Source organism: Streptomyces resistomycificus (genome assembly GCF_001514265.1).
Classification (GTDB): Bacteria; Actinomycetota; Actinomycetes; order Streptomycetales; family Streptomycetaceae; genus Streptomyces; species Streptomyces resistomycificus.
In genome coordinates this window covers 973454-991418 of the sequence record NZ_KQ948989.1, presented here as the reverse complement: position 1 = coordinate 991418, position 17965 = coordinate 973454, and the positions used below count along the sequence as shown (strand labels likewise).

The following is a 17965-nucleotide window of genomic DNA, read 5'->3' as shown; positions in this document are numbered from 1 at the left end:
CAACGGCATTTAACGGCCCGCGCCGTTCGACGGGGCGCCCCGGGACGGTGGCGGGCGGCCGGCCACGGGGACGCGCCGGGCAGCCGACACGCGCCCGGCGACCCGCGGCACACCTTCCCGCCCGCGCGCCGGCGACCGTAGTCTGCGCCCCGGAGACCAGAGCACGAGGAGGCCCTACGCCATGGTCGTGAAGGACGCCGAGCTGCCCTACCTGCGCCGTTGCGTGGAGCTGGCGGCCGAGGCGCTGGAAGCGGGGGACGAGCCGTTCGGCTCGGTCCTGGTGGGCGCGGACGGCACGGTCCTCGCCGAGGACCACAACCGGGTGGCCTCCGGCGACCGCACCCGCCATCCCGAGTTCGAGCTGGCGCGCTGGTCGGCGGCCCGCATGACACCCCGGGAGCGGGCGGCCGCGACCGTCTACACCTCAGGCGAGCACTGCCCGATGTGCGCGGCCGCGCACGCCTGGGTGGGCCTCGGGCGGATCGTCTATGTCGCCTCGTCGCGGCAACTCTCCTCCTGGCTCACCGAGTTGGGTGTGCCCGCGCCGCCGGTACGGACCCTGCCGGTCAACGAGGTGGCCCCCGGCGTAGCGGTGGACGGGCCGGTACCCGAACTGGCCGAGCGGGTACGCGCGTTGCACCGCCGCTTCCATCGCGCAGAGCACTGACGCCGGCACCGCCCGTAACCGGCGCCCGGGGCGCTGATCCGCTCGAGATGCAGGCGGCTGCCTCGGGTGCCTACGATCGATGAAGACCCAGGCCAGGTGGACACCCGGTCTCCCTCCGGCGGGGGGAGGCGCTTGCGTTGCTGCCGGCACAACGGCTGATGGCCGTTCACCTCGCGCTGATGGCGGTCGCCACGAGCGTCTACATGACGGTTCCCGCGACCCGCACCCCCCTGTGGGCGGTCATCGGCCTCACCGGTGTGGCCGCCGTACTGACCGGGGTGCACGTGAACCGGCCCGCGCACCGCTGGCCCTGGTGGATGCTCGCCGCCGGACTGCTCACCTTCATCACGGGCGACACGTACTACTACGTGATGGAGGACTACTTCAACGCCTCCAACCCGTTCCCCTCCCCCGCGGACGCCTGCTACCTGGCCACCTACCCGCTGTTCGCCGCCGGGCTGTACGGTCTCGCCCGTCACCGCTGGGGGGACGCCCACGACCTGCCCAGCCTCCTGGACGCGCTGATCTTCACCGCGGGACTCGCCCTGCCGGTGTGGGTCTACCTGGTCCAGCCGCTGACCGAGGTCGAGGGTCTGACCTGGCAGCAGCGGGCCATCAGCATCGCCTACCCCCTCGGGGACGTGCTGGTCCTGGCCCTGCTGGCCAGACTGCTCACCCCACGTCCCCTGCACGGGCGCAACCGGTCGGTGCAGCTGCTGGTCGTGGGCACGGTGACGCTGCTCGGCTTCGACATCGCGTACGGCTTCATGCAGCTCAACGAGATATGGCAGACCGGAACGCTGCTGGACGCCGGGTGGATCGTCTTCTACACGGCCTGGGGACTGTCCGCGCTGCACCCCTCGATGGTGGACCTGACCGCCTCCGTGCCGCAGCGGGCGTCCCTGCTCCCGCCACCGCACCGGCTGGTGCTGCTCGCCGTCGCGACCCTCATCGCACCGGGGATCCTGCTCTACGAGGGCGTCACCCGCGCGGCGCACGACGCCGCCGTGATCGCCGTGTTCTCCGGCGTGCTGTTCCTCCTGGTCATCGCGCGCTTCGGAGGGATGGTCGTGGCACATCGCAGCGCGGTGGCCAGGGAGCTGGCGCTGCGCTCGGCGGCCGCCTCGCTGGTGTCGGCCTACCGGACACAGGAGGTGAGGCAGTCGTGTGAGACGGCCGTCACCACCCTTCTCGGGCCCACGGTCACGCACCACACCCTGCTGCTGCCCGCCGAACGGGCGGCGAGCCTGGCCCCGGAAGGCCGCACCCGGCTCATCGCCGCCGACGACCTCGGCTCCGACCTCCTCACCGAGGTGGACGGCCTGCCGAGCGTGCTGGTGTGCCCGATGATCCAGCCCGACCGTCCGTCGGCCGCGGAGGTCCCGGGCGTCCTGTTGGTCGCCGGGCCGCCCCGGCCGCTCACCGAGACGTCGAGCTCCCTGGAGATCCTCGCCTCGCACGCGGGGCTCGCGATGGAACGGATCGCGCTGCGTCAGGAGGTCGCGCGGCGAGAGAACGAGGCGTACTTCCGCACCCTCGTGCGCAACACCTCGGACGTCATCCTCATCCTGGAGGACGACGACACCATCCGGTACGCGAGCCCGTCCGCGGCCTCCGTGTTCGGCACCTCGGAGCTGACGGGCGTCTCACTGCCGGACCTGCTCGACGCCCGGGACCGGCAGCGGGCGACCCGGGAGCTGACCGCCGTCCGGGAAAGCGGGCCGCGCACGGCCCACGACCACTGGTGGGTGCGCAGCCGGGGAGGGCGGGTCGAGGTGGAGGTGCGGTGCAGCGACTTCCGCGACGAGCGCACCGTGGCCGGGCTGGTCATCACCCTGCGCGACGTCACCGAGCAACGGCGGCTGGAGCACGAGCTGACCGAGCGGGCCTTCCACGACGCGCTGACCGGGCTGCCCAACCGGACGCTCCTGCTGGAGCGGATCGAGCGCGCCCTGCTGCGCGGCCGCCGCGAGTCGTCCCTGACCTGTCTGCTCTTCGTCGACCTGGACGACTTCAAACTCGTCAACGACACGCTCGGGCACTCGGCGGGCGACCACCTCCTCAACGCCGTCGGGCAGCGTCTGTCAGGGGCGCTGCGCCGCACCGACACCGCGGCCCGGCTGGGCGGGGACGAGTTCGCCGTCCTCATGGAGGACGCACGGGAGCCCTTGGACGCGGATCTGCTGGCCGCCCAGGTCATCCAGACGCTGACCAGGCCTTTCGTGCTCGGCGAGGAGTCGGTGACCGTGTCGGCGAGCGTCGGTGTGGCCACCGCCCGCGACAGCGCGGACGCGGATGAGCTGCTCGGCCACGCCGACCTCGCGCTGTACGCGGCGAAGTCGGCGGGCAAGCGGCAGTGGCGGCGCTTCCAGCCGCTGCTGCGCGCCCGGGTGGTCGAACGGCACGATCTGCAGAGCCGGCTGGCCGAGGCGGTCGCCGGGCAGGAGTTCGCCCTGCGCTACCAGCCTGTCGTGGACATCGCCGCGGGTGAGGTGGTCGGGTTCGAGGCGCTGGTGCGCTGGCCGCGCGCCCCCAGTCCGCCCGTGCCGCCGGAGCAGTTCATCACCCTGGCCGAGGAGACCGGGCACATCGCGCCGCTGGGAGCGTGGGTCCTGGAGAACGCGGTCCACGACATCGTGGGGCTGCAACGGCTGCCGGGGCCGGGCGGACCTCCGTACGTCAGTGTGAACGTGTCCGCCCGGCAGTTCCGCGACGCCGGGTTCGTGGACCAGGTCGGCGAGGCGCTGCGGACGCCGGGGCTGGCGCCGGGCTCACTGCAGCTGGAACTCACCGAGACGGTGCTGCTGCGCCGCGACGGCCAGATCCAGGCGGTCCTGCAGGCCCTGAAGGAACTGGGCGTGAACATCGCGGTCGACGACTTCGGCACCGGCTTCTCCTCACTGCGCTATCTGCGGGACTTCCCCATCGACGTACTGAAGATCGACAAGACGTTCATCGACGACATCACGCACGATCCGCAGCAGGTCGCGCTCGTCGAGGGCATCGTGCGCATCGCCGACACACTCGGCCTCCAGGTGATCGCGGAGGGGATCGAGGAGACGGCGCAGCGGGATCTGCTGGCGGGCATGGGGTGCCGGTTCGGACAGGGCTTCCTCTTCGCCCGGCCCATGACGGTGGAGCAGAGCGAGCGGGCGCTGCGGGAGCGGGACGGCAACGGGCGGGAGCTCCGCTCCGCTGCTCCGGCCGGCGCGGGGCGCCGTAAGCCGCCGGCCCACGAGTCGCGCTGGGCGGACCTGGAGCATCTGCGCCGCAGCAGCCCGATGAGCGACGCGGTCATCGACGAGGTGCGTGGCCGGCACATCCGCAGCCGTGGCCACTGGCTGGTCGACTTCGCCTCCTGCAACTACCTCGGTTTCGACTGGGATCCGGAGATCGCCGCCAGCATCGAACCCGCCGTACGACGCTGGGGCACGCACCCGAGCTGGTCGCGGCTGCTGGGCAGTCCACAGCTGTACCCGGAGATCGAGGAACGGCTCGCGGCGCTCTTGGGCGCGCCCGACACCCTGCTGCTGCCGACGCTGACCGTCATCCACTCGTCGGTGATCCCGGTCCTCGCCGGGGGCGGCCATGTCTTCGTCGAGGCGACCGCGCACCGTACGGTCTACGACGGCTGTGTCGTCGCCCGCGGGCGGGGCGCCACCCTGAGCCGGTTCCACGCCGAGCGGCCCGAGGAGCTGGACGCGATGCTGGCCTCGGCGCCCGTGGACACGCCCCGGCTGGTCTGCCTGGACGGCGTCAACAGCATGAGCGGGAACCTGCCCGACCTGCCCGCGCTGACCGCGGTGTGCCGCGACCGGGGCGCCACCCTGTACATCGACGACGCGCACGGCTTCGGCGTGATCGGTGAGCGCCGGCCGGACGAGAGCTGCCCCTACGGCATGCGCGGCAACGGCGTGGTGCGGCACAGCGGTGAGTCGTACGACGGGATCGTGCTGGCCGGCGGTTTCTCCAAGGCGTACTCGTCGCTGCTCGCCTTCCTCGCCCTGCCCACCGCGCTGAAGAACCGCCTCAAGACCGCGGCCGCGCCCTACCTGTACTCGGGGCCTTCACCGACGGCGTCCCTGGCTACCGCGCTGGCCGGGCTGGACGTCAACGACAGCCGCGGCGACGCCCTGCGTGCCGATCTGTACCGCAAGACGGTCCGGGTACTCGACCGGCTGGAGGACCTCGACGTGTACACCCTCAACACGGACCGGCTGCCCATCGTGGAGATCCCGCTGGGAAACCCGGCCGACCTCGACGCGGTCGCGGCGTTCCTGTGGGACGAGGGCATCTACGTGACGCTGGCGGCGTATCCGCTCGTTCCGCGCGACCGGGTCGGTTTCCGGGTCCAGATCACGGCCTGCAACTCCGACGAGGACATCGACCGTCTGAACAGCACGCTGACCCGGCTGGCGGCGCGGTTCCCGCTGCGATCCAAGGAGCGAGACGGCCATGTCAAGGGCTGAGAGGAGACCAGGCCGATGACCGATCGAGTGTCGACGGCCGGGAAGGCCATGGAGACGCACAACGACGACGTGGACTGGGACAGCTGGCCGGTGGCGGACTACCTCGCCGAGAACTACCGCGAGGTGCACCCCTCGGACGCGGCGGTGATAGCCCACCACTCCGCGTTCTACCGGCGGTTCCCGCCGGACGGCGTCGACCGCTCGGTGGAGTTCGGGGCCGGGCCGAACCTGTACCCCCTGATCCTCGCGGCCGCCGCGAGCCGCCGTATCGACGCCGTCGAGGCGGGGGCCGGCAACGTCGCCTATCTGGAGCGGCAGATCCTGTGCGGGCCCGAGGCCAGCTGGCTGCCGTTCCACGCACTGTGCCGGGAGCTGAACCCGGGCCTGCCCGCGACCCTGGCGGGGTCGCTGGCCCGCGTCGACGTCATCCACGGCGACGTCCGCGACCTGCCGCCGGGCGGGTACGGCCTCGCCTCCATGCACTTCGTCGCGGAAGGGGCGACCGAGGACCGTGCGGAGTTCGCCGACTTCTGCCGGGCCTTCGTGCGCTGTGTGGCGCCGGGCGGGTATCTGGTGGCCGCGTTCATGGAGAACATGCCGACCTACCGCATCGGGCCCGCCTCGCGCTGGCCCGGCTGCCCCGTGAACCCGGAGGTCGTCTCGGAGGTCTTCGCGCCACTGACCCGGGAGCTGACCGTCACCCGTATCGACGCCGACCCGACCCTGCCCGACTACGGCGACTCGGGGATGGTCCTGCTGACGGGGACGACGGTGGCGTGAGCGCCGCTGCCGGGTGTCGGATCCGCCGATGTCCGCTCGATCCGCCGATGTCCGCGTGGCGGTCGGCGCGGTCGGTGTGGTCGGCGGTCGGTGTGGCGGAGGCCCCGCCGGTCCTGCCCGGTGGGGCCTTCCGTCGTCCGCTTCAGGTCTCCGTCTTCCGGTCTCCGTCTTCCGGTCTCCGTCTTCCGGTCTCCGTCCGGGTGCGGTCAGCGCGTCGCGTGCGGGCGACAGCGCCGGTACACGACCGCGCCGCCCACGATCAGTGCCGCGCTCCCCGCCACCGCGGACAGGGTCTGGCCCGCTCCCGTCTCGGCGAGTTCGGCCGTGAAGTGGGGCCGCGGAGCGGGCGGGGCCACCTCCGGACCCGGGTTCGCCCGGGGTGGCTGAGTCGGCTTCGGTGCCGGCTGCTCGGGCTGCTCGGGCTGCTCAGGCGGCTGTACCGGCTGCTCGGGACGGCCCCCTGAGTCGTTGACGGACTCGTTGCCGACGACCGCGTTGCCGACACCGACCACGTTCACGCTGTTGCCGCTGACGTTCGCCGGGACATCCACCGGGAGCTGCACACCGTTGCCGGAGAGAACGCCCGGCGAATCCTTTCCGCCGCCGCTCGCGGTGGCCCCGCCGTGGGTGCCCCCGCCGTGGGTGGCCGCCCCACCGTTCGTCGCGGTCCCGCCGTCCCTTGCCGACGTACCGGGAGTACCGCCGCCCGTGCTCTCGTTCGCACAGCGGTTGCCCGCCGCCGGATTGAGCAGCCCCACCACGTTCACGGTGTTCCCGCACACGTTCACCGGGACGTGCACCGGGAGCTGGACGGTGTTGCCGGAGATGACTCCGGGGGAGCCCGCCGCCGTGCCGTCCGCACCGGACGCGGCGTACACGGGCGCGGTCACTGCCATCGCGCCGGACGCGGCGGCGAAGGCGATCACACCGTTTCGGGTAACCCGTCTCATAGGTTCCCTGCCTTCCAGACATGGTCACGGGCACTCGCCCGCACCGGATAGAACGCGGGCGCGCCGTCCGAGTTATGGCCTGTCTGTCTTTCACCCCATCGAGCGTCATGGTGTTCGAACCGGTGACGGAACGGGCCGGAGGGCAGAGCACGTCCCGGGGCACCGACCCGTCCGGAGGCGCGCCCTCCGCGGCCCGCCTATCGTGAGCGAGAAGGCGCTCGGACCGGGCGCAGGTCCCGGCCCGCGGCGGGCGTCCTCTGGAGGAATCCATGCCGGCCAAGCTGTCGACTCGGCCCACGCTCCGGCGCTGCGCGATGACGTCGGGCATCGGTCTGGTGCTGTTCGGCGCGGGGCTGCCTGCGGTGGTCATGGACGGTTCCGAGGCCGACCTGTCCCGCTTCTACCGCCAGAAGGTCGTGTGGTCGAAGTGCGACGGCGTGGAGATACCGAAGGATCTCCAGTGCGGGAAGGTCACCGTTCCCCTCGACTACGCCAGACCCGAGGGGGCCACCCTCGATCTGGCGCTCGCGCGCTACCGGGCGACGGGCGAGTCGCGCGGCTCGGTGCTGCTGAACTTCGGCGGTCCGGGCGGTGCGGGAGTCAGCGAACTCGCCGCCGGCGCCAAGGACTTCATGAGTCTGACCAACGGCTACGACGTGGTGTCCTTCGATCCGCGCGGTGTCGGCCGCTCCTCGCCGGTGACCTGCGGCAACAACGCCGACGCGGTGGCGGCGACGGACCCGGACGCCGACGCCGATCCCCGCACCGTCCTCGAACAACTGCGCAAGGCGGCCTCCGCGTGCGCCAAGCACTCCGGTCCGGTCCTGCCGCACATCGGCACGGTGAACGCCGCACGCGACCTCGACGTGATGCGCCAGGCGGTCGGCGACAAGAAGCTCAACTACCTCGGGTTCTCGTACGGGAGCCGGCTCGGCGCGGTGTACGCCGCCCAGTTCCCCCGGAAGGTGGGCCGGATGGTGCTCGACGGCGTCGACACGCTCACCGAGCCGCTGACCGAACAGGGGCTGGCGGGCGCCGCGGGCCAGCAGACGGCACTGGACGACTTCGTCGACTGGTGCGTGAAGGACATCGCCTGTCCGTTCGGCACGGACGCGCGCACCGCCCGGGAGGAGGTCGTACGCCTGATCGAGTCCCTCGACCAGGATCCGGTGCCGACCGACTTCGGCGAGGACTTCACCGGGCAGGACCTCGTGGGCGCCATCGGCCAGGCCCTCTACAGCAAGGACCTGTGGCCTTCCCTGGAGCGGGCGATCGCCGCGCTGGTGGAGGACGGCGACACCCGGCCTCTGCTGTGGTTCTCCGGTGGCGGATCGGGGCTGCGCACCGGTGACGGCGCCGCCCACCGCGCCGACGGCGGGACGGACGGCGGCCTGGTCGACCAGGAGGACGTACCGCTCGACAACCTTCCGGCGGCCCTGATGGCGATCAACTGCGCGGACGATCCCGACCGTCCCAGTGCGGAGAGGATCACCAGGGATCTCAGCCGGCTGCGCGACGAGTACGAGCAGGCCTCCCCGGTGTTCGGCCGCTACCGGCTCACCGAGGTGCTGATGTGCTACGGCCGCCCCAAGGGCACCGACTTCATCCGCGACGAGGTCCGTGACCTCGACTCCCCGAAGATGCTCCTCGTGGGCACCCGGGGTGACCCGGCGACCCCGTACCGCTGGACCGTGGAGACGGCCGAGCGGCTCGGCGACTCGGCGGTGGTGCTCGACAACAAGGGCGAGGGTCACACCGGTTACGCCTCCTCCAAGTGCGTGCACCGCAAGGTCGACGCGTTCCTGCTGTACGGCTCCCTGCCGCCCGACGGCAGCTCCTGCGGTCCGGAGAACGACGGCCGCTGACGTACGCCGTCACCGGCCCTGCTCGGCGGGGCCGGCCCCGGCGCTGCCCGCGATGCCCGCCCTGCACAGCGGCGAGTTGCCACGTTTTGATCATCTTCGTCGCCCCTAATGCCTGATCGGCGATTCGGCCCTATCGTGCTGGTATGGAGCACGCACTCAGTCCCACGACCCTCTCCGAGCTGCGGCGCCCGCGCCCCTATCCGGCGGTCTCCGTGCTGACCCCGACCCATCGCCGTGAACCCGAGAACGCCCAGGACCGGGTCCGGCTGCGCAATGTGGTGGCCGAGGCCAAGCGGCAGCTGGAAACCGATCCCGCGATCCCCCGGGAGCGGCGGCTGGATGTCGCACAACACCTCGACCAGGCCCTCGCCGAGGTCGACCTGGCCCACACCGAGGACGGCCTGGTGATCTTCGCCGCTCCGGGCGAGCACCAGGTGTGGTCGCTCGCCCGGCCGGTGCCCGAGCGCGTGGTGCTGGCGGACACCTTCCTGACCCGCAACCTGGTCTCGGCACAGGCCGCCGAGCGGCCGTTCTGGGTGCTCTCGGTCTCCGCCGACCACGTCACCCTGTGGAGCGGGGGCGTGGACCGGGTCACCGAGGACCACACCGGCGGGTTCCCGCTCACCAGGACCCGGGAGAACTTCGACGCCGAACGCCAGGAACGGATCGGTGACCTGCCGAGCACGTTCCGGGACGAGGCCACCCGCCAGTTCCTGCGCGAGGCGGACACCGCGATGAGCACCGTGCTGCGCGAGGCGGACAGGCCCCTGTACGTCACCGGCGACAAGGCGGCGCTCTCCCTGCTGGACGAGGTCGGCAGTGTCACCAAGAAGGCCGCCCACGTACCGCACGGAGGGCTCGCGCACGGCACCCCCGACACCGTGTGGCAGGCGGTACAGCCACTGGTGGCCGCCGAGACACGCCGGAACACCGACTCCGTGACGCGGGAGCTCGAATCGGCCCGCGGCCACCGGGCGTTCGCGGCCGGTGTCGACGAGGTCTGGCAGAACGCCCGTGAGGCCCGGGTACGGCTGCTGGCCGTCGAGGAGAACTACCGGGTGACGGTCCGCGACGGCGGCGGCGACCACCTGATCCCGGCCGTGAGCGGCGACCTCGACGCCCGGGAGGACATCGTGGACGAGATCGTCGAGCAGTGCCTGGAGACGGGCGCCGACGTCCGCTTCGTGCCGGACGGCGCGCTGGGCGACGCGGACGGGATCGCGGGCGTACTGCGGTACTGAGCCCTGTCCCGCCGGACCGCCCACACCCTCAGACGCCACCGAAGAGCGAGGTCAGCCCCCGCTCGACGGCGGCGCCGACATCCTCCCGGCCGGCGCCGACGACCGCGTAGGTCCGCAGCAGGAAGCGGCGCAGGGCGGCGGTGTCGAACTGGAGCAGGGCCAGCCCGCAGGGCGAGTGCAGCTCCACGACCGTGAGCGCCCCGCCGCACGGCCACAGGTGCACGTCACCGCTTCCCGCGGGCCCGGTCAGCCCCTCCTCCAGCAGGCCGCGGGCGAAGGTCCAGGTGACACCCTCGCCGTCCAGGGAGACGTCGGGCGGGAAGTCGAGATACACCGCCAGCGGGTCCGCCGAGGCGTAGCGCAAGGTGGCGGCGACGGGCAGTTCCTGGCTCTCCGCGGTGACCAGTCGGGCGCGGGCGGGCTGCTCGATGGTGATGTCCATGCCTATACGAGCTCGCAGGTGCCGTTCGCATTACGCCGAACCCGGAAGAAGTTATGTGACCTGCATCACACTCGCCCGCCCTACGACCGCCGGGAGCCCGTGCGAGCGGCCCCCTGGCAGGGCTCACCCCCCATATGCCACACTCCCTAGAACACAGTGCCGTCGAACACACAACTGAACACCGCGTCGGCCACCCCGACGGTCCCTCAAGTCACGTACCCCACCTACGACTTGACCCATCTGACGTGATGCGTCAGGCGTACGCCGACCCCACCCTGTGAAGACTGTGGCATATGCCAGAAGCACCACCGTATCGGGTGTTGCCAAATCCCTTACAGGGCGTTGAGGGCTGTGCAAGAGTCATAACGGTCCCTCCCCCTCCGCCTTGGTCGTACCGTCCCGCATCGGAGTGCGTCATGCCGTCCCATCTCTCTGCGGACCGCCCAGCCGCCCAGCCGCCCGGACGCGGCTCGGTCGACGCACTCATTTCGCAGGCGCGACGGCTCAAGGGCGACGTGGACGCCGTACGCAGGGGCACCCAGAGCGACGGTTCACAGGACCCGCAGGACCGCTGGCAGCGCGCGCTGTACGACCTGGCGCTGCACCAACTGTCCGACCTGGACGAGCACTTGGCACAACTGCGGGACGGCCCGCCGCCCGTGCCCGCACCGACCGACGCGCCCCCCGCCGTCCGAGCCGTGCCGACCGCTCCCCGGCGCGGCTCCCTGCTCAGCCGAGTCGGCAGTGCGGAGTGGAACCTGCTGACGGACGAGGCCAGTTGGTCCGCAGAGCTCTACCAGATCCTGGGCCGTGACCCCGCCGCTCCCCCGCTGACCCTCGACGAGCTGCCGTCCATGGTCCTCGACGAGGACCGCCGGAAGCTGACGACGATGGTCACCGACTGTCTCGTCGACGCCAAGCCCATCGACGGCGAGTTCCGCATGGTGCGCCCGGACGGCGACGTGCGGACCGTGCACATGATGGGCGAGCCCGTGCTCCACACCGACGGCAGTACCGCCTCGATGTGGGCGGTACTGCGGGACGTCAGCGAACTGCGCCGGAGCGAACGGGCGGTGAGCGAGACCCAGGAGTCGTTACGACGCGACCGACAGCGCGCGCAGGACGAGCACCGGCTCGCGGTCGAACTGCAGGAAGCCGTGCTGCCACCGTGGCGCGGCTCCCTGCGACTCCCGCACCGGGGACCCGAGACGCTCGACCTCGCGGCCCACTATCTGCCCTCGTCGACGAGCACCCTGATCGGTGGCCACTGGTACGACGCGCTCGAACTGGCCGACGGCGAGACCCTCCTCAGCGTCGGCGACCTCACCGGCCACGGGGTCGCCGTGACCTCCGGCATGGCGACGCTGTTGGGCGCCGTCCGCGGCATGGCGATGGCCGGCACCGAGCCGGGCCAGCTGATGGCCTGGCTCAACCAGTTGCTCGACGCCACCGTGCAGCCGGCCCTCGGCAGCGCGGTCTGCTGCCGCTACCGGCCCACGACCCGCACCCTGGTGTGGGCGCAGGCCGGGCACCCCGCCCCGCTGCTGTTCCGCGACGGGACGGGGCGCAGGCTGCACACACCGGACGGCGTCCTGCTCGGCGCGACCTCGGGAGCCGTGTACGAGCAGACCGAGGAAACCCTCCGGCCCGGTGACCTGCTCCTGCTGCACACCGACGGGCTGGTGCCCAGGCACGGCAGCGCGGAGGCCGTGGACCGACTCCTCGGCCTGGCCCCGCGGTTCGCTCAGGTGCGGACCGCGCAGGACTGCGTTCGAGTCGTCGTGGAGGAGTTCGGCGAGGCCGAGCGTGCGGACGACGCCTGCGTGCTCGTCGCCAAGGTGACGTCATAAGGGAACATGAAGGACTGCGCCGGCAGCGCGGTCCTCGTGGTCATGCCTGTGTGCTGCTGCCCCTCCCCTTCGTCTTCGGCAGCGCCAGCCTGATCTCCTCCCGCAGCTCGTTGATCTTCGGGTAGGAGGAGTACTCGGCGGTGAGCCGGTACATCTGGCCCAGCCGGTCCCAGGTGCGGCGCGAGGAGTTCGCGCCCATCGACATCAGGGCCAGCCGTGCGTACCGGTCCGCCTGTTCGGGGTCGTCCGCGATGAAACAGGCCGAGGCCATGGACAGATGATCGAAGATCTTCGACCGCTCCCGGCCGTCGTTGCGCAGTGCCAGGGCCTTCTCCGCGTAGTGCTGGGCATGCACGGCCGCGCTCGGTTCGTGCTCCGCCAGGGTGCGGTAGGCCAGGGCCTGCATGCCGTACAGGTCCGCCTCCTTGAAGGTCTGCATCCAGCTCGGCGGCGGCACGTCGCCCCGGTCGGAGACGAAGAGGTCCTCCGCCTGCCCCAGGGTGCGGCGCATGGCCTGGCCCTTGCCCATGGATGCCTGGGCCCAGGCCTCGATGGTGTACAGCATCGCCTTGGTGCGGGGCAGTACCTCGTCGCCGGAGCCGGACTGGGCGAGCTTCATCAGGTCGAGTGCGTCGTCGGGCCGGCCCAGGTGCACCATCTGGCGAGCCGCCCGGGAGAGCGCCTCCCCGGCGCGGGGCCGGTCGCCACCCTCTCTCGCGGCATGGGCGGCGATGACGAAGTACTTCTGGGCCGTGGGTTCGAGGCCGACGTCGTGGGACATCCAGCCCGCGAGGACGGCGAGGTTGGCGGCGACGCCCCACAGGCGCCGCTGGAGATGGTCGGGGTGTCGGTAGGCGAGCATGCCGCCCACCTCGTTGAGCTGGCCCACGACTGCCTTGCGTTGCAGTCCGCCGCCGCGGGCCGCGTCCCAGGCCCGGAACACCTCGACGGAACGCTCCAGTTCCTCGATCTCCTGCGACCCGATGGGGGCGGCCTCGTAACGGTCGAACCCAGCGGGGTCGGCGTGCAGGGGGTCGTCGAGCCGGGGAGCGTCGGCGGTCAGGGTCGGATCGGTGTGCAGCCAGTCGTACATGGCGCTGCTGAGTGCTGATCCCGCGGCGAGCGCGGCACCCGCGCCCACCAAGCCGCGTCGGTTGAGCATGAGGTCCATTCCCGTGAATTCGGTGAGGACCGCAGCAGTCCGCTCGGGCGCCCACGGCACGTCGTCGGGATGTTCCACACTCCCGCCGGGCCGTTTCCCCGTACGCCCGTGCCGGACCAGACCGAGGTCCTCGATGGTCACGACACGGCCGAGACGCTCGGTGAACAGAGCCGCCAGCACCCGAGGCACCGGATCGCGCGGGATCTCTCCCATGTCGATCCAACGCCGCACCCGGGAGGTGTCGGTCGAGAGCTGGGGGTGGCCCATGGCCGCCGCCTGCCGGTTGACCAGCCTCGCGAGTTCACCCTTGGACCAGCCGGCCAGGCCGAACAGGTCCGACAGTCGGGTGTTGGGTTGTCCGCTCACGTCAAGCCCCCAGGTTCTCGGCTGAGTTGACAGTAGCCCGGTGAGAGTTGCCGGGCGACTATTCGCCAGGGTTCGCCAGGGCACGCCAGATGGTGTGCCACTGGGCATCGGGTGTCAGGTAGGAATGCGCCACCCCGACCCGGTTCGCCGCTCGACACAAGGGACGTACTCCCCAGGGTGCGTCCGGGCGGCCGGGCCGGGCGGCGCACTGACGTCGCAGGCACACGAAGGGATCTGTTTCGCCCATGTACGCAGCATCGTCCTCCGTGTCCGCCCCGCCCCGGTCGCTGCACCCCCGTCCGGTGGGCGGCGGCCCCTACCTCGACCCCGCGCGTCCCGCGGCTCCCGTGCTCGGCGCGGGCAGGGCGCGGCGCGCTCCGGGGATCGGGACCCAACCGCTCAGCGGGAGACTCGACTTGTCCGGCCCTCAGGGCGCCCAGCTGCGCACGGCGATCGCGTCGGTGCACCGGATCTGCCCGGAGTTCGCTCCGGTGCAGGTGCTGCGCCGCAGCGGACGCTCCGTGCTCCTGGTCGGCACCACTGGACGCAGCACCGCCGTCGCCAAGTGCTTACTGGACCACTCCCCCGTGTGGGCCGAGCGGATCCGCCACGAGATAGCCGCATACCGCTCGTTCGTCCGGCACCGCCCTCCGGTGCGGGCGCCGAGACTGATCGCGGCGGACCCGGACAACTGCACACTCGTGATCGAGCGGATGCCGGGCCGGGTCGCGGCACTGCACCGGCACCCGGCGGAGGCCCCGCCCCGCGCGGACATCAGGGCGGCACTCGGCGCGATCTGCCGACTGAACGCCTGGCGGCCGCCGGCGGGCACCTTCGACGCCCCGCTCGACTACCCGACCCGCATCAACCGGTACCACGAGCTGGGTCTGCTCACCGACCGGGACCTGGGCGACCTGCAGAAGCTGCTGCACGGCATCGCGGCCTCCTCGGGCCGGCACGGCATGGGCCAGTTCTGCCACGGCGACGCACTCCTGTCCAACATCCTCCTGTCACCGGCCGGTCCAGTGCTGGTGGACTGGGAGCACGCGGGCTGGTATCTGCCGGGCTACGACCTGGCGACGCTGTGGTCGGTCCTCGGTGACGCGCCGGTGGCCCGACGGCAGATCAGCCAGATCGCCCAGTCGGCGGGCCCGGCCTCACGGGACGCGTTCCTGGTGAACCTGATGCTCGTCCTGACCCGGGAGATCCGCACCTATGAGACGGCCGTGCAGCGTTCGATGCACGACGCGACCCCGGCGGCACCGGGAGCGGCCCACCCGGGTGCTGCGCCGTCCGGCGAGGAACAGCGGCTGCTGCTGAGGCGGCTGCACGACGACTGCCAGTTGGCCCGCCGGGCCGTACGCGCGGCGGTCGGCACTCGCTGACGGGGACGACGGTCCGCGGTGCGCCACGCGAGCGGCGCACCGCGGACCGTCGTATGTCGGGGCCTCGCTTTCGGGTCCGAACGGCCCATTGGTGTACGCCACTGGCGCCCCGCAGGTCCGCGGGGCGCCACCGCGAAACTCCCCTCCCACCTCGACTGACGTGGGAAATCACCTCGTCCTGGGCATCATTGACGGGTCGTCGGCGAGCCGGTACCACTGACGGACGCCCGGCCCCGCACGGCGCATCGCGCTCGACCGTCCCAGGAGGCTGCATTGCGAGAATCCGCCACCGCCACCGACCGAGCCGCCGGGCACAGACGCCTCCGAAGGGCCGCGGGCGCGGTGGGGACCGCCGCCCTGCTGGTGCCGCTGCTCGGCGCGGCCCCGTCCGACGCCGGGACCTCCGCGTCCGGGCTGCAGCGGGCGTTCGCCGCCGCGGCCGCCGAGTACCGGGTGCCGCAGAGCGTGCTCCTAGGCGTCTCCTACCTGCAGTCCCGCTGGGACGCGCACGCCGGCGCGCCCAGCGTGACCGGCGGGTACGGCCCGATGCACCTCACCGACGCCCGCACCGCGCTCGCCGAGGCCCCGCCGCACCACAGCGAGGGTACGGAGGACCCCCGCGGCGACAGCGCCCGCGCCCCTCTGCGCCCCGAGGCGAAGATGCCCCGGCCCTCAGACCTCCCCGCCCGTCTCAGGACCCTGCCGAGGGCGGCCGAACTGACCGGCCTCGCCCCCGGGCGACTGCGCGATGACGCCGCCGCGAACGTGGCGGGCGGTGCCGCGCTGCTCGCCGCCGCCCAACAGGACCTCGGCGAACCCCTGAGCGACGACCCGGCGGACTGGTACGGCGCGGTGGCCCGATTCTCCGGCGCCGACGACACCGCGACGGGCGCCGCGTACGCCGACGACGTGTTCGACGTGCTGCGCACCGGCGCGCAGCGCGTCACCGACGCGGGTCAGCAGGTGTCCCTGGCCGCCCGGCCGGGCCTGGCCGCCGACACCGCGCAGCTGGCGCGCACGGGGCTGCGCACGCTGGACACCGAGGGCACGGAGTGCCCGACGACGGTGTCGTGCGAGTGGATCCCGGCCCCCTACGAGGAGTTCGGCGACGGCGACTACGGCAACCACGACACGGGCGACCGCCCGCGGTCCCAGGACATCGACTACATCGTCGTCCATGACACGGAGGGCGCCTGGGAGGGGGTCCTCGACCTGGTCCAGGACCCCACCTACGTGTCGTGGAACTACTCGCTGCGCTCCACGGACGGCCACATCGCCCAGCACGTGAAGGCGAAGGACGTGGCCTGGCACGCGGGCAACTGGTACGTCAACGCCAGGTCGGTCGGTCTGGAACACGAGGGCTTCCTGGCGAACCCGGACGCCTGGTACACGGAGGCGATGTACCGCTCGTCGGCGCGACTGGTGAAGTACCTGGCGAAGAAGTACGACATCCCGCTGGACCGGCAGCACATCATCGGCCACGACAACGTGCCTGGTCCGACCACGGCGACCGTCGGCGGCATGCACACCGACCCGGGCCCGTACTGGGACTGGCGCCACTACTTCGCCCTGCTGGGCCGCCCCTTCGAGGCCACGGCCGGCAAGGACGCCGACGTGGTGACGATCCGCCCGGACTACGCCACCAACCAGCCGGGGTTCACGGGTTGCGTGGCGAAGGACGAGCCGTGCGCGGCCCACGGTTCGAGTGCGGTGCGGCTGTACTCCGGGCCCGGTGAGACCTACCCCCTGATCAAGGACGTCGGTATCGGCGGCACGCCCGGCACCGGGGTCAACGACCTGTCCTCCCGGGTCTCCACCGGTCAGCAGTACGCGGTCGCGGGCCGCGAGGGTGACTGGACGGCGATCTGGTATCTCGGTCAGAAGGCATGGTTCAAGAACGCGAAGAAGAACCGGGCCGCGGTGAACGCGACCGGCCTTCTCGTGACACCCAGGGAAGGCCTGACGAGCATCCCCGTGTACGGTCGCGCCTACCCGGAGGCCTCCGCGTACCCGGCGGGGGTGCCCGCCCAGGCGGTGTCGCCGCTGCCGTACCAGCTGCTCGCGGGCCAGAGGTACGTGGCCGGTGACAAGGTGCCCGGCCAGTACTACTACGCGGTGACCTTCGACGAGGCCGACCACAGGGTCGTGGTCGGCAAGGATCAGTACTACGAGATCCAGTTCGGCCACCGGGTGGCGTTCGTGCGGGCGGCTGACGTCCGCGCGGAGCGGTCGGCCGGGTAGCCGAGGGCCTCAGCCCTGCTGGAAAAGCTCCGCGGGGAGCGGCTTCAGCAGGGCGTACAGGTCGTCGGTGATGGGGCGGTCCCAGGCGGCGATGGTCACCAGGACGTTGTCGCTGCGGTCGAACTGCACGCAGGAGATCCGGCTCTCCGACAGTTTGAGGCGGCGCACGATCAGCAGGTTGTCGCCCTGCATCACCGGGACGTCCTCGCTGCCGACGACGGTGACCTCCTCGTCGTTCTCCAGCGCGAGCAGCAGCTGGCCGACCTCGAAGGGGATCTCGCCGTCGGTGACCTCGCGGGCCGGGGAGCCCTCGGGCAGGTTCCCGATGATCATCGCGGGGCCGCGGCCGCCGAACAGGTCGTATCGGAGGTAGACGCCCTGGCAGGTGCCGTCCGGCGCGGGCAGCAGGCCGGCGCCCAGGTTTCCGGGCCAGTCGCCAGGATCCATGGCCAGTACGTCGAAGTCGGGCCCGGCGGGCGTGGCGCTACGGCGGCGGAGGAACGACATGCCGCCATGGTACGTGCCCGGGCCTGCCCGATGACGTGCG

General features: G+C 71.8%; 12 protein-coding genes. 8 read left to right on the top strand and 4 right to left on the bottom strand.

The genetic code is table 11. The features are described from left to right. The first annotated feature begins 181 nt into the window (after window positions 1–181). From AQJ84_RS09340 to AQJ84_RS09330, 3 genes are all read left to right on the top strand, one after another. Window positions 182–667, top strand: a complete 486-nt coding sequence (locus AQJ84_RS09340) for a nucleoside deaminase (RefSeq protein ID WP_053190144.1) — start codon at window positions 182–184, stop codon at window positions 665–667. A 158-nt stretch (window positions 668–825) separates the two neighbouring features. Continuing rightward, window positions 826–5136, top strand: coding sequence for an aminotransferase class I/II-fold pyridoxal phosphate-dependent enzyme (locus AQJ84_RS09335; protein ID WP_053190143.1), 4311 nt, complete (start codon window positions 826–828; stop codon window positions 5134–5136). Between the two features lie 48 nt (window positions 5137–5184). Continuing rightward, on the top strand, window positions 5185–5916 hold the full coding sequence (locus AQJ84_RS09330) for a class I SAM-dependent methyltransferase (RefSeq protein ID WP_030042617.1): 732 nt from the start codon (window positions 5185–5187) through the stop codon (window positions 5914–5916). Between the two features lie 206 nt (window positions 5917–6122). Here the strand turns inward: AQJ84_RS09330 and AQJ84_RS44940 are convergent, their stop codons facing one another. Beyond that, window positions 6123–6866 carry a chaplin family protein gene (locus AQJ84_RS44940; RefSeq protein ID WP_030042618.1) on the bottom strand — a complete coding sequence of 248 codons (744 nt, stop codon included), beginning with the start codon at window positions 6864–6866 and terminating at the stop codon, window positions 6123–6125. A gap of 269 nt (window positions 6867–7135) precedes the next feature. Between AQJ84_RS44940 and AQJ84_RS09320 the strand changes: the two genes are divergently transcribed. Further along, a complete protein-coding gene (locus AQJ84_RS09320; protein ID WP_030042619.1) occupies window positions 7136–8731 on the top strand; it encodes an alpha/beta hydrolase in 1596 nt (531 codons plus the stop codon). A 143-nt stretch (window positions 8732–8874) separates the two neighbouring features. After that, complete coding sequence (locus AQJ84_RS09315) at window positions 8875–9972, top strand: baeRF3 domain-containing protein (protein WP_053190142.1); 1098 nt, start codon at window positions 8875–8877, stop codon at window positions 9970–9972. Window positions 9973–10000: 28 nt separating this feature from the next. Here AQJ84_RS09315 and AQJ84_RS09310 read toward each other — a convergent pair whose 3' ends face one another. Continuing rightward, complete coding sequence (locus AQJ84_RS09310; protein ID WP_030042620.1) at window positions 10001–10414, bottom strand: SsgA family sporulation/cell division regulator; 414 nt, start codon at window positions 10412–10414, stop codon at window positions 10001–10003. Window positions 10415–10830: 416 nt separating this feature from the next. Between AQJ84_RS09310 and AQJ84_RS09305 the strand changes: the two genes are divergently transcribed. Continuing rightward, the gene (locus tag AQJ84_RS09305; protein ID WP_030042621.1) at window positions 10831–12264 is read left to right on the top strand and encodes a PP2C family protein-serine/threonine phosphatase; all 1434 of its coding nucleotides are present in this window, start codon (window positions 10831–10833) and stop codon (window positions 12262–12264) included. 40 nt (window positions 12265–12304) lie between these two features. Here AQJ84_RS09305 and AQJ84_RS09300 read toward each other — a convergent pair whose 3' ends face one another. After that, the gene (locus tag AQJ84_RS09300; protein WP_030042622.1) at window positions 12305–13792 is read right to left on the bottom strand and encodes a DNA-binding protein NsdB; all 1488 of its coding nucleotides are present in this window, start codon (window positions 13790–13792) and stop codon (window positions 12305–12307) included. 245 nt (window positions 13793–14037) lie between these two features. On the opposite strand from AQJ84_RS09300, the gene AQJ84_RS09295 reads away from it, so the two are divergent. Continuing rightward, a complete protein-coding gene (locus AQJ84_RS09295; protein WP_053190141.1) occupies window positions 14038–15177 on the top strand; it encodes an aminoglycoside phosphotransferase family protein in 1140 nt (379 codons plus the stop codon). A 273-nt stretch (window positions 15178–15450) separates the two neighbouring features. After that, window positions 15451–17418, top strand: coding sequence for an N-acetylmuramoyl-L-alanine amidase (locus AQJ84_RS09290; protein WP_030042624.1), 1968 nt, complete (start codon window positions 15451–15453; stop codon window positions 17416–17418). 9 nt (window positions 17419–17427) lie between these two features. Here the strand turns inward: AQJ84_RS09290 and AQJ84_RS09285 are convergent, their stop codons facing one another. Continuing rightward, window positions 17428–17925 carry a hypothetical protein gene (locus tag AQJ84_RS09285; protein ID WP_030042625.1) on the bottom strand — a complete coding sequence of 166 codons (498 nt, stop codon included), beginning with the start codon at window positions 17923–17925 and terminating at the stop codon, window positions 17428–17430. Window positions 17926–17965: the final 40 nt, after the last annotated feature.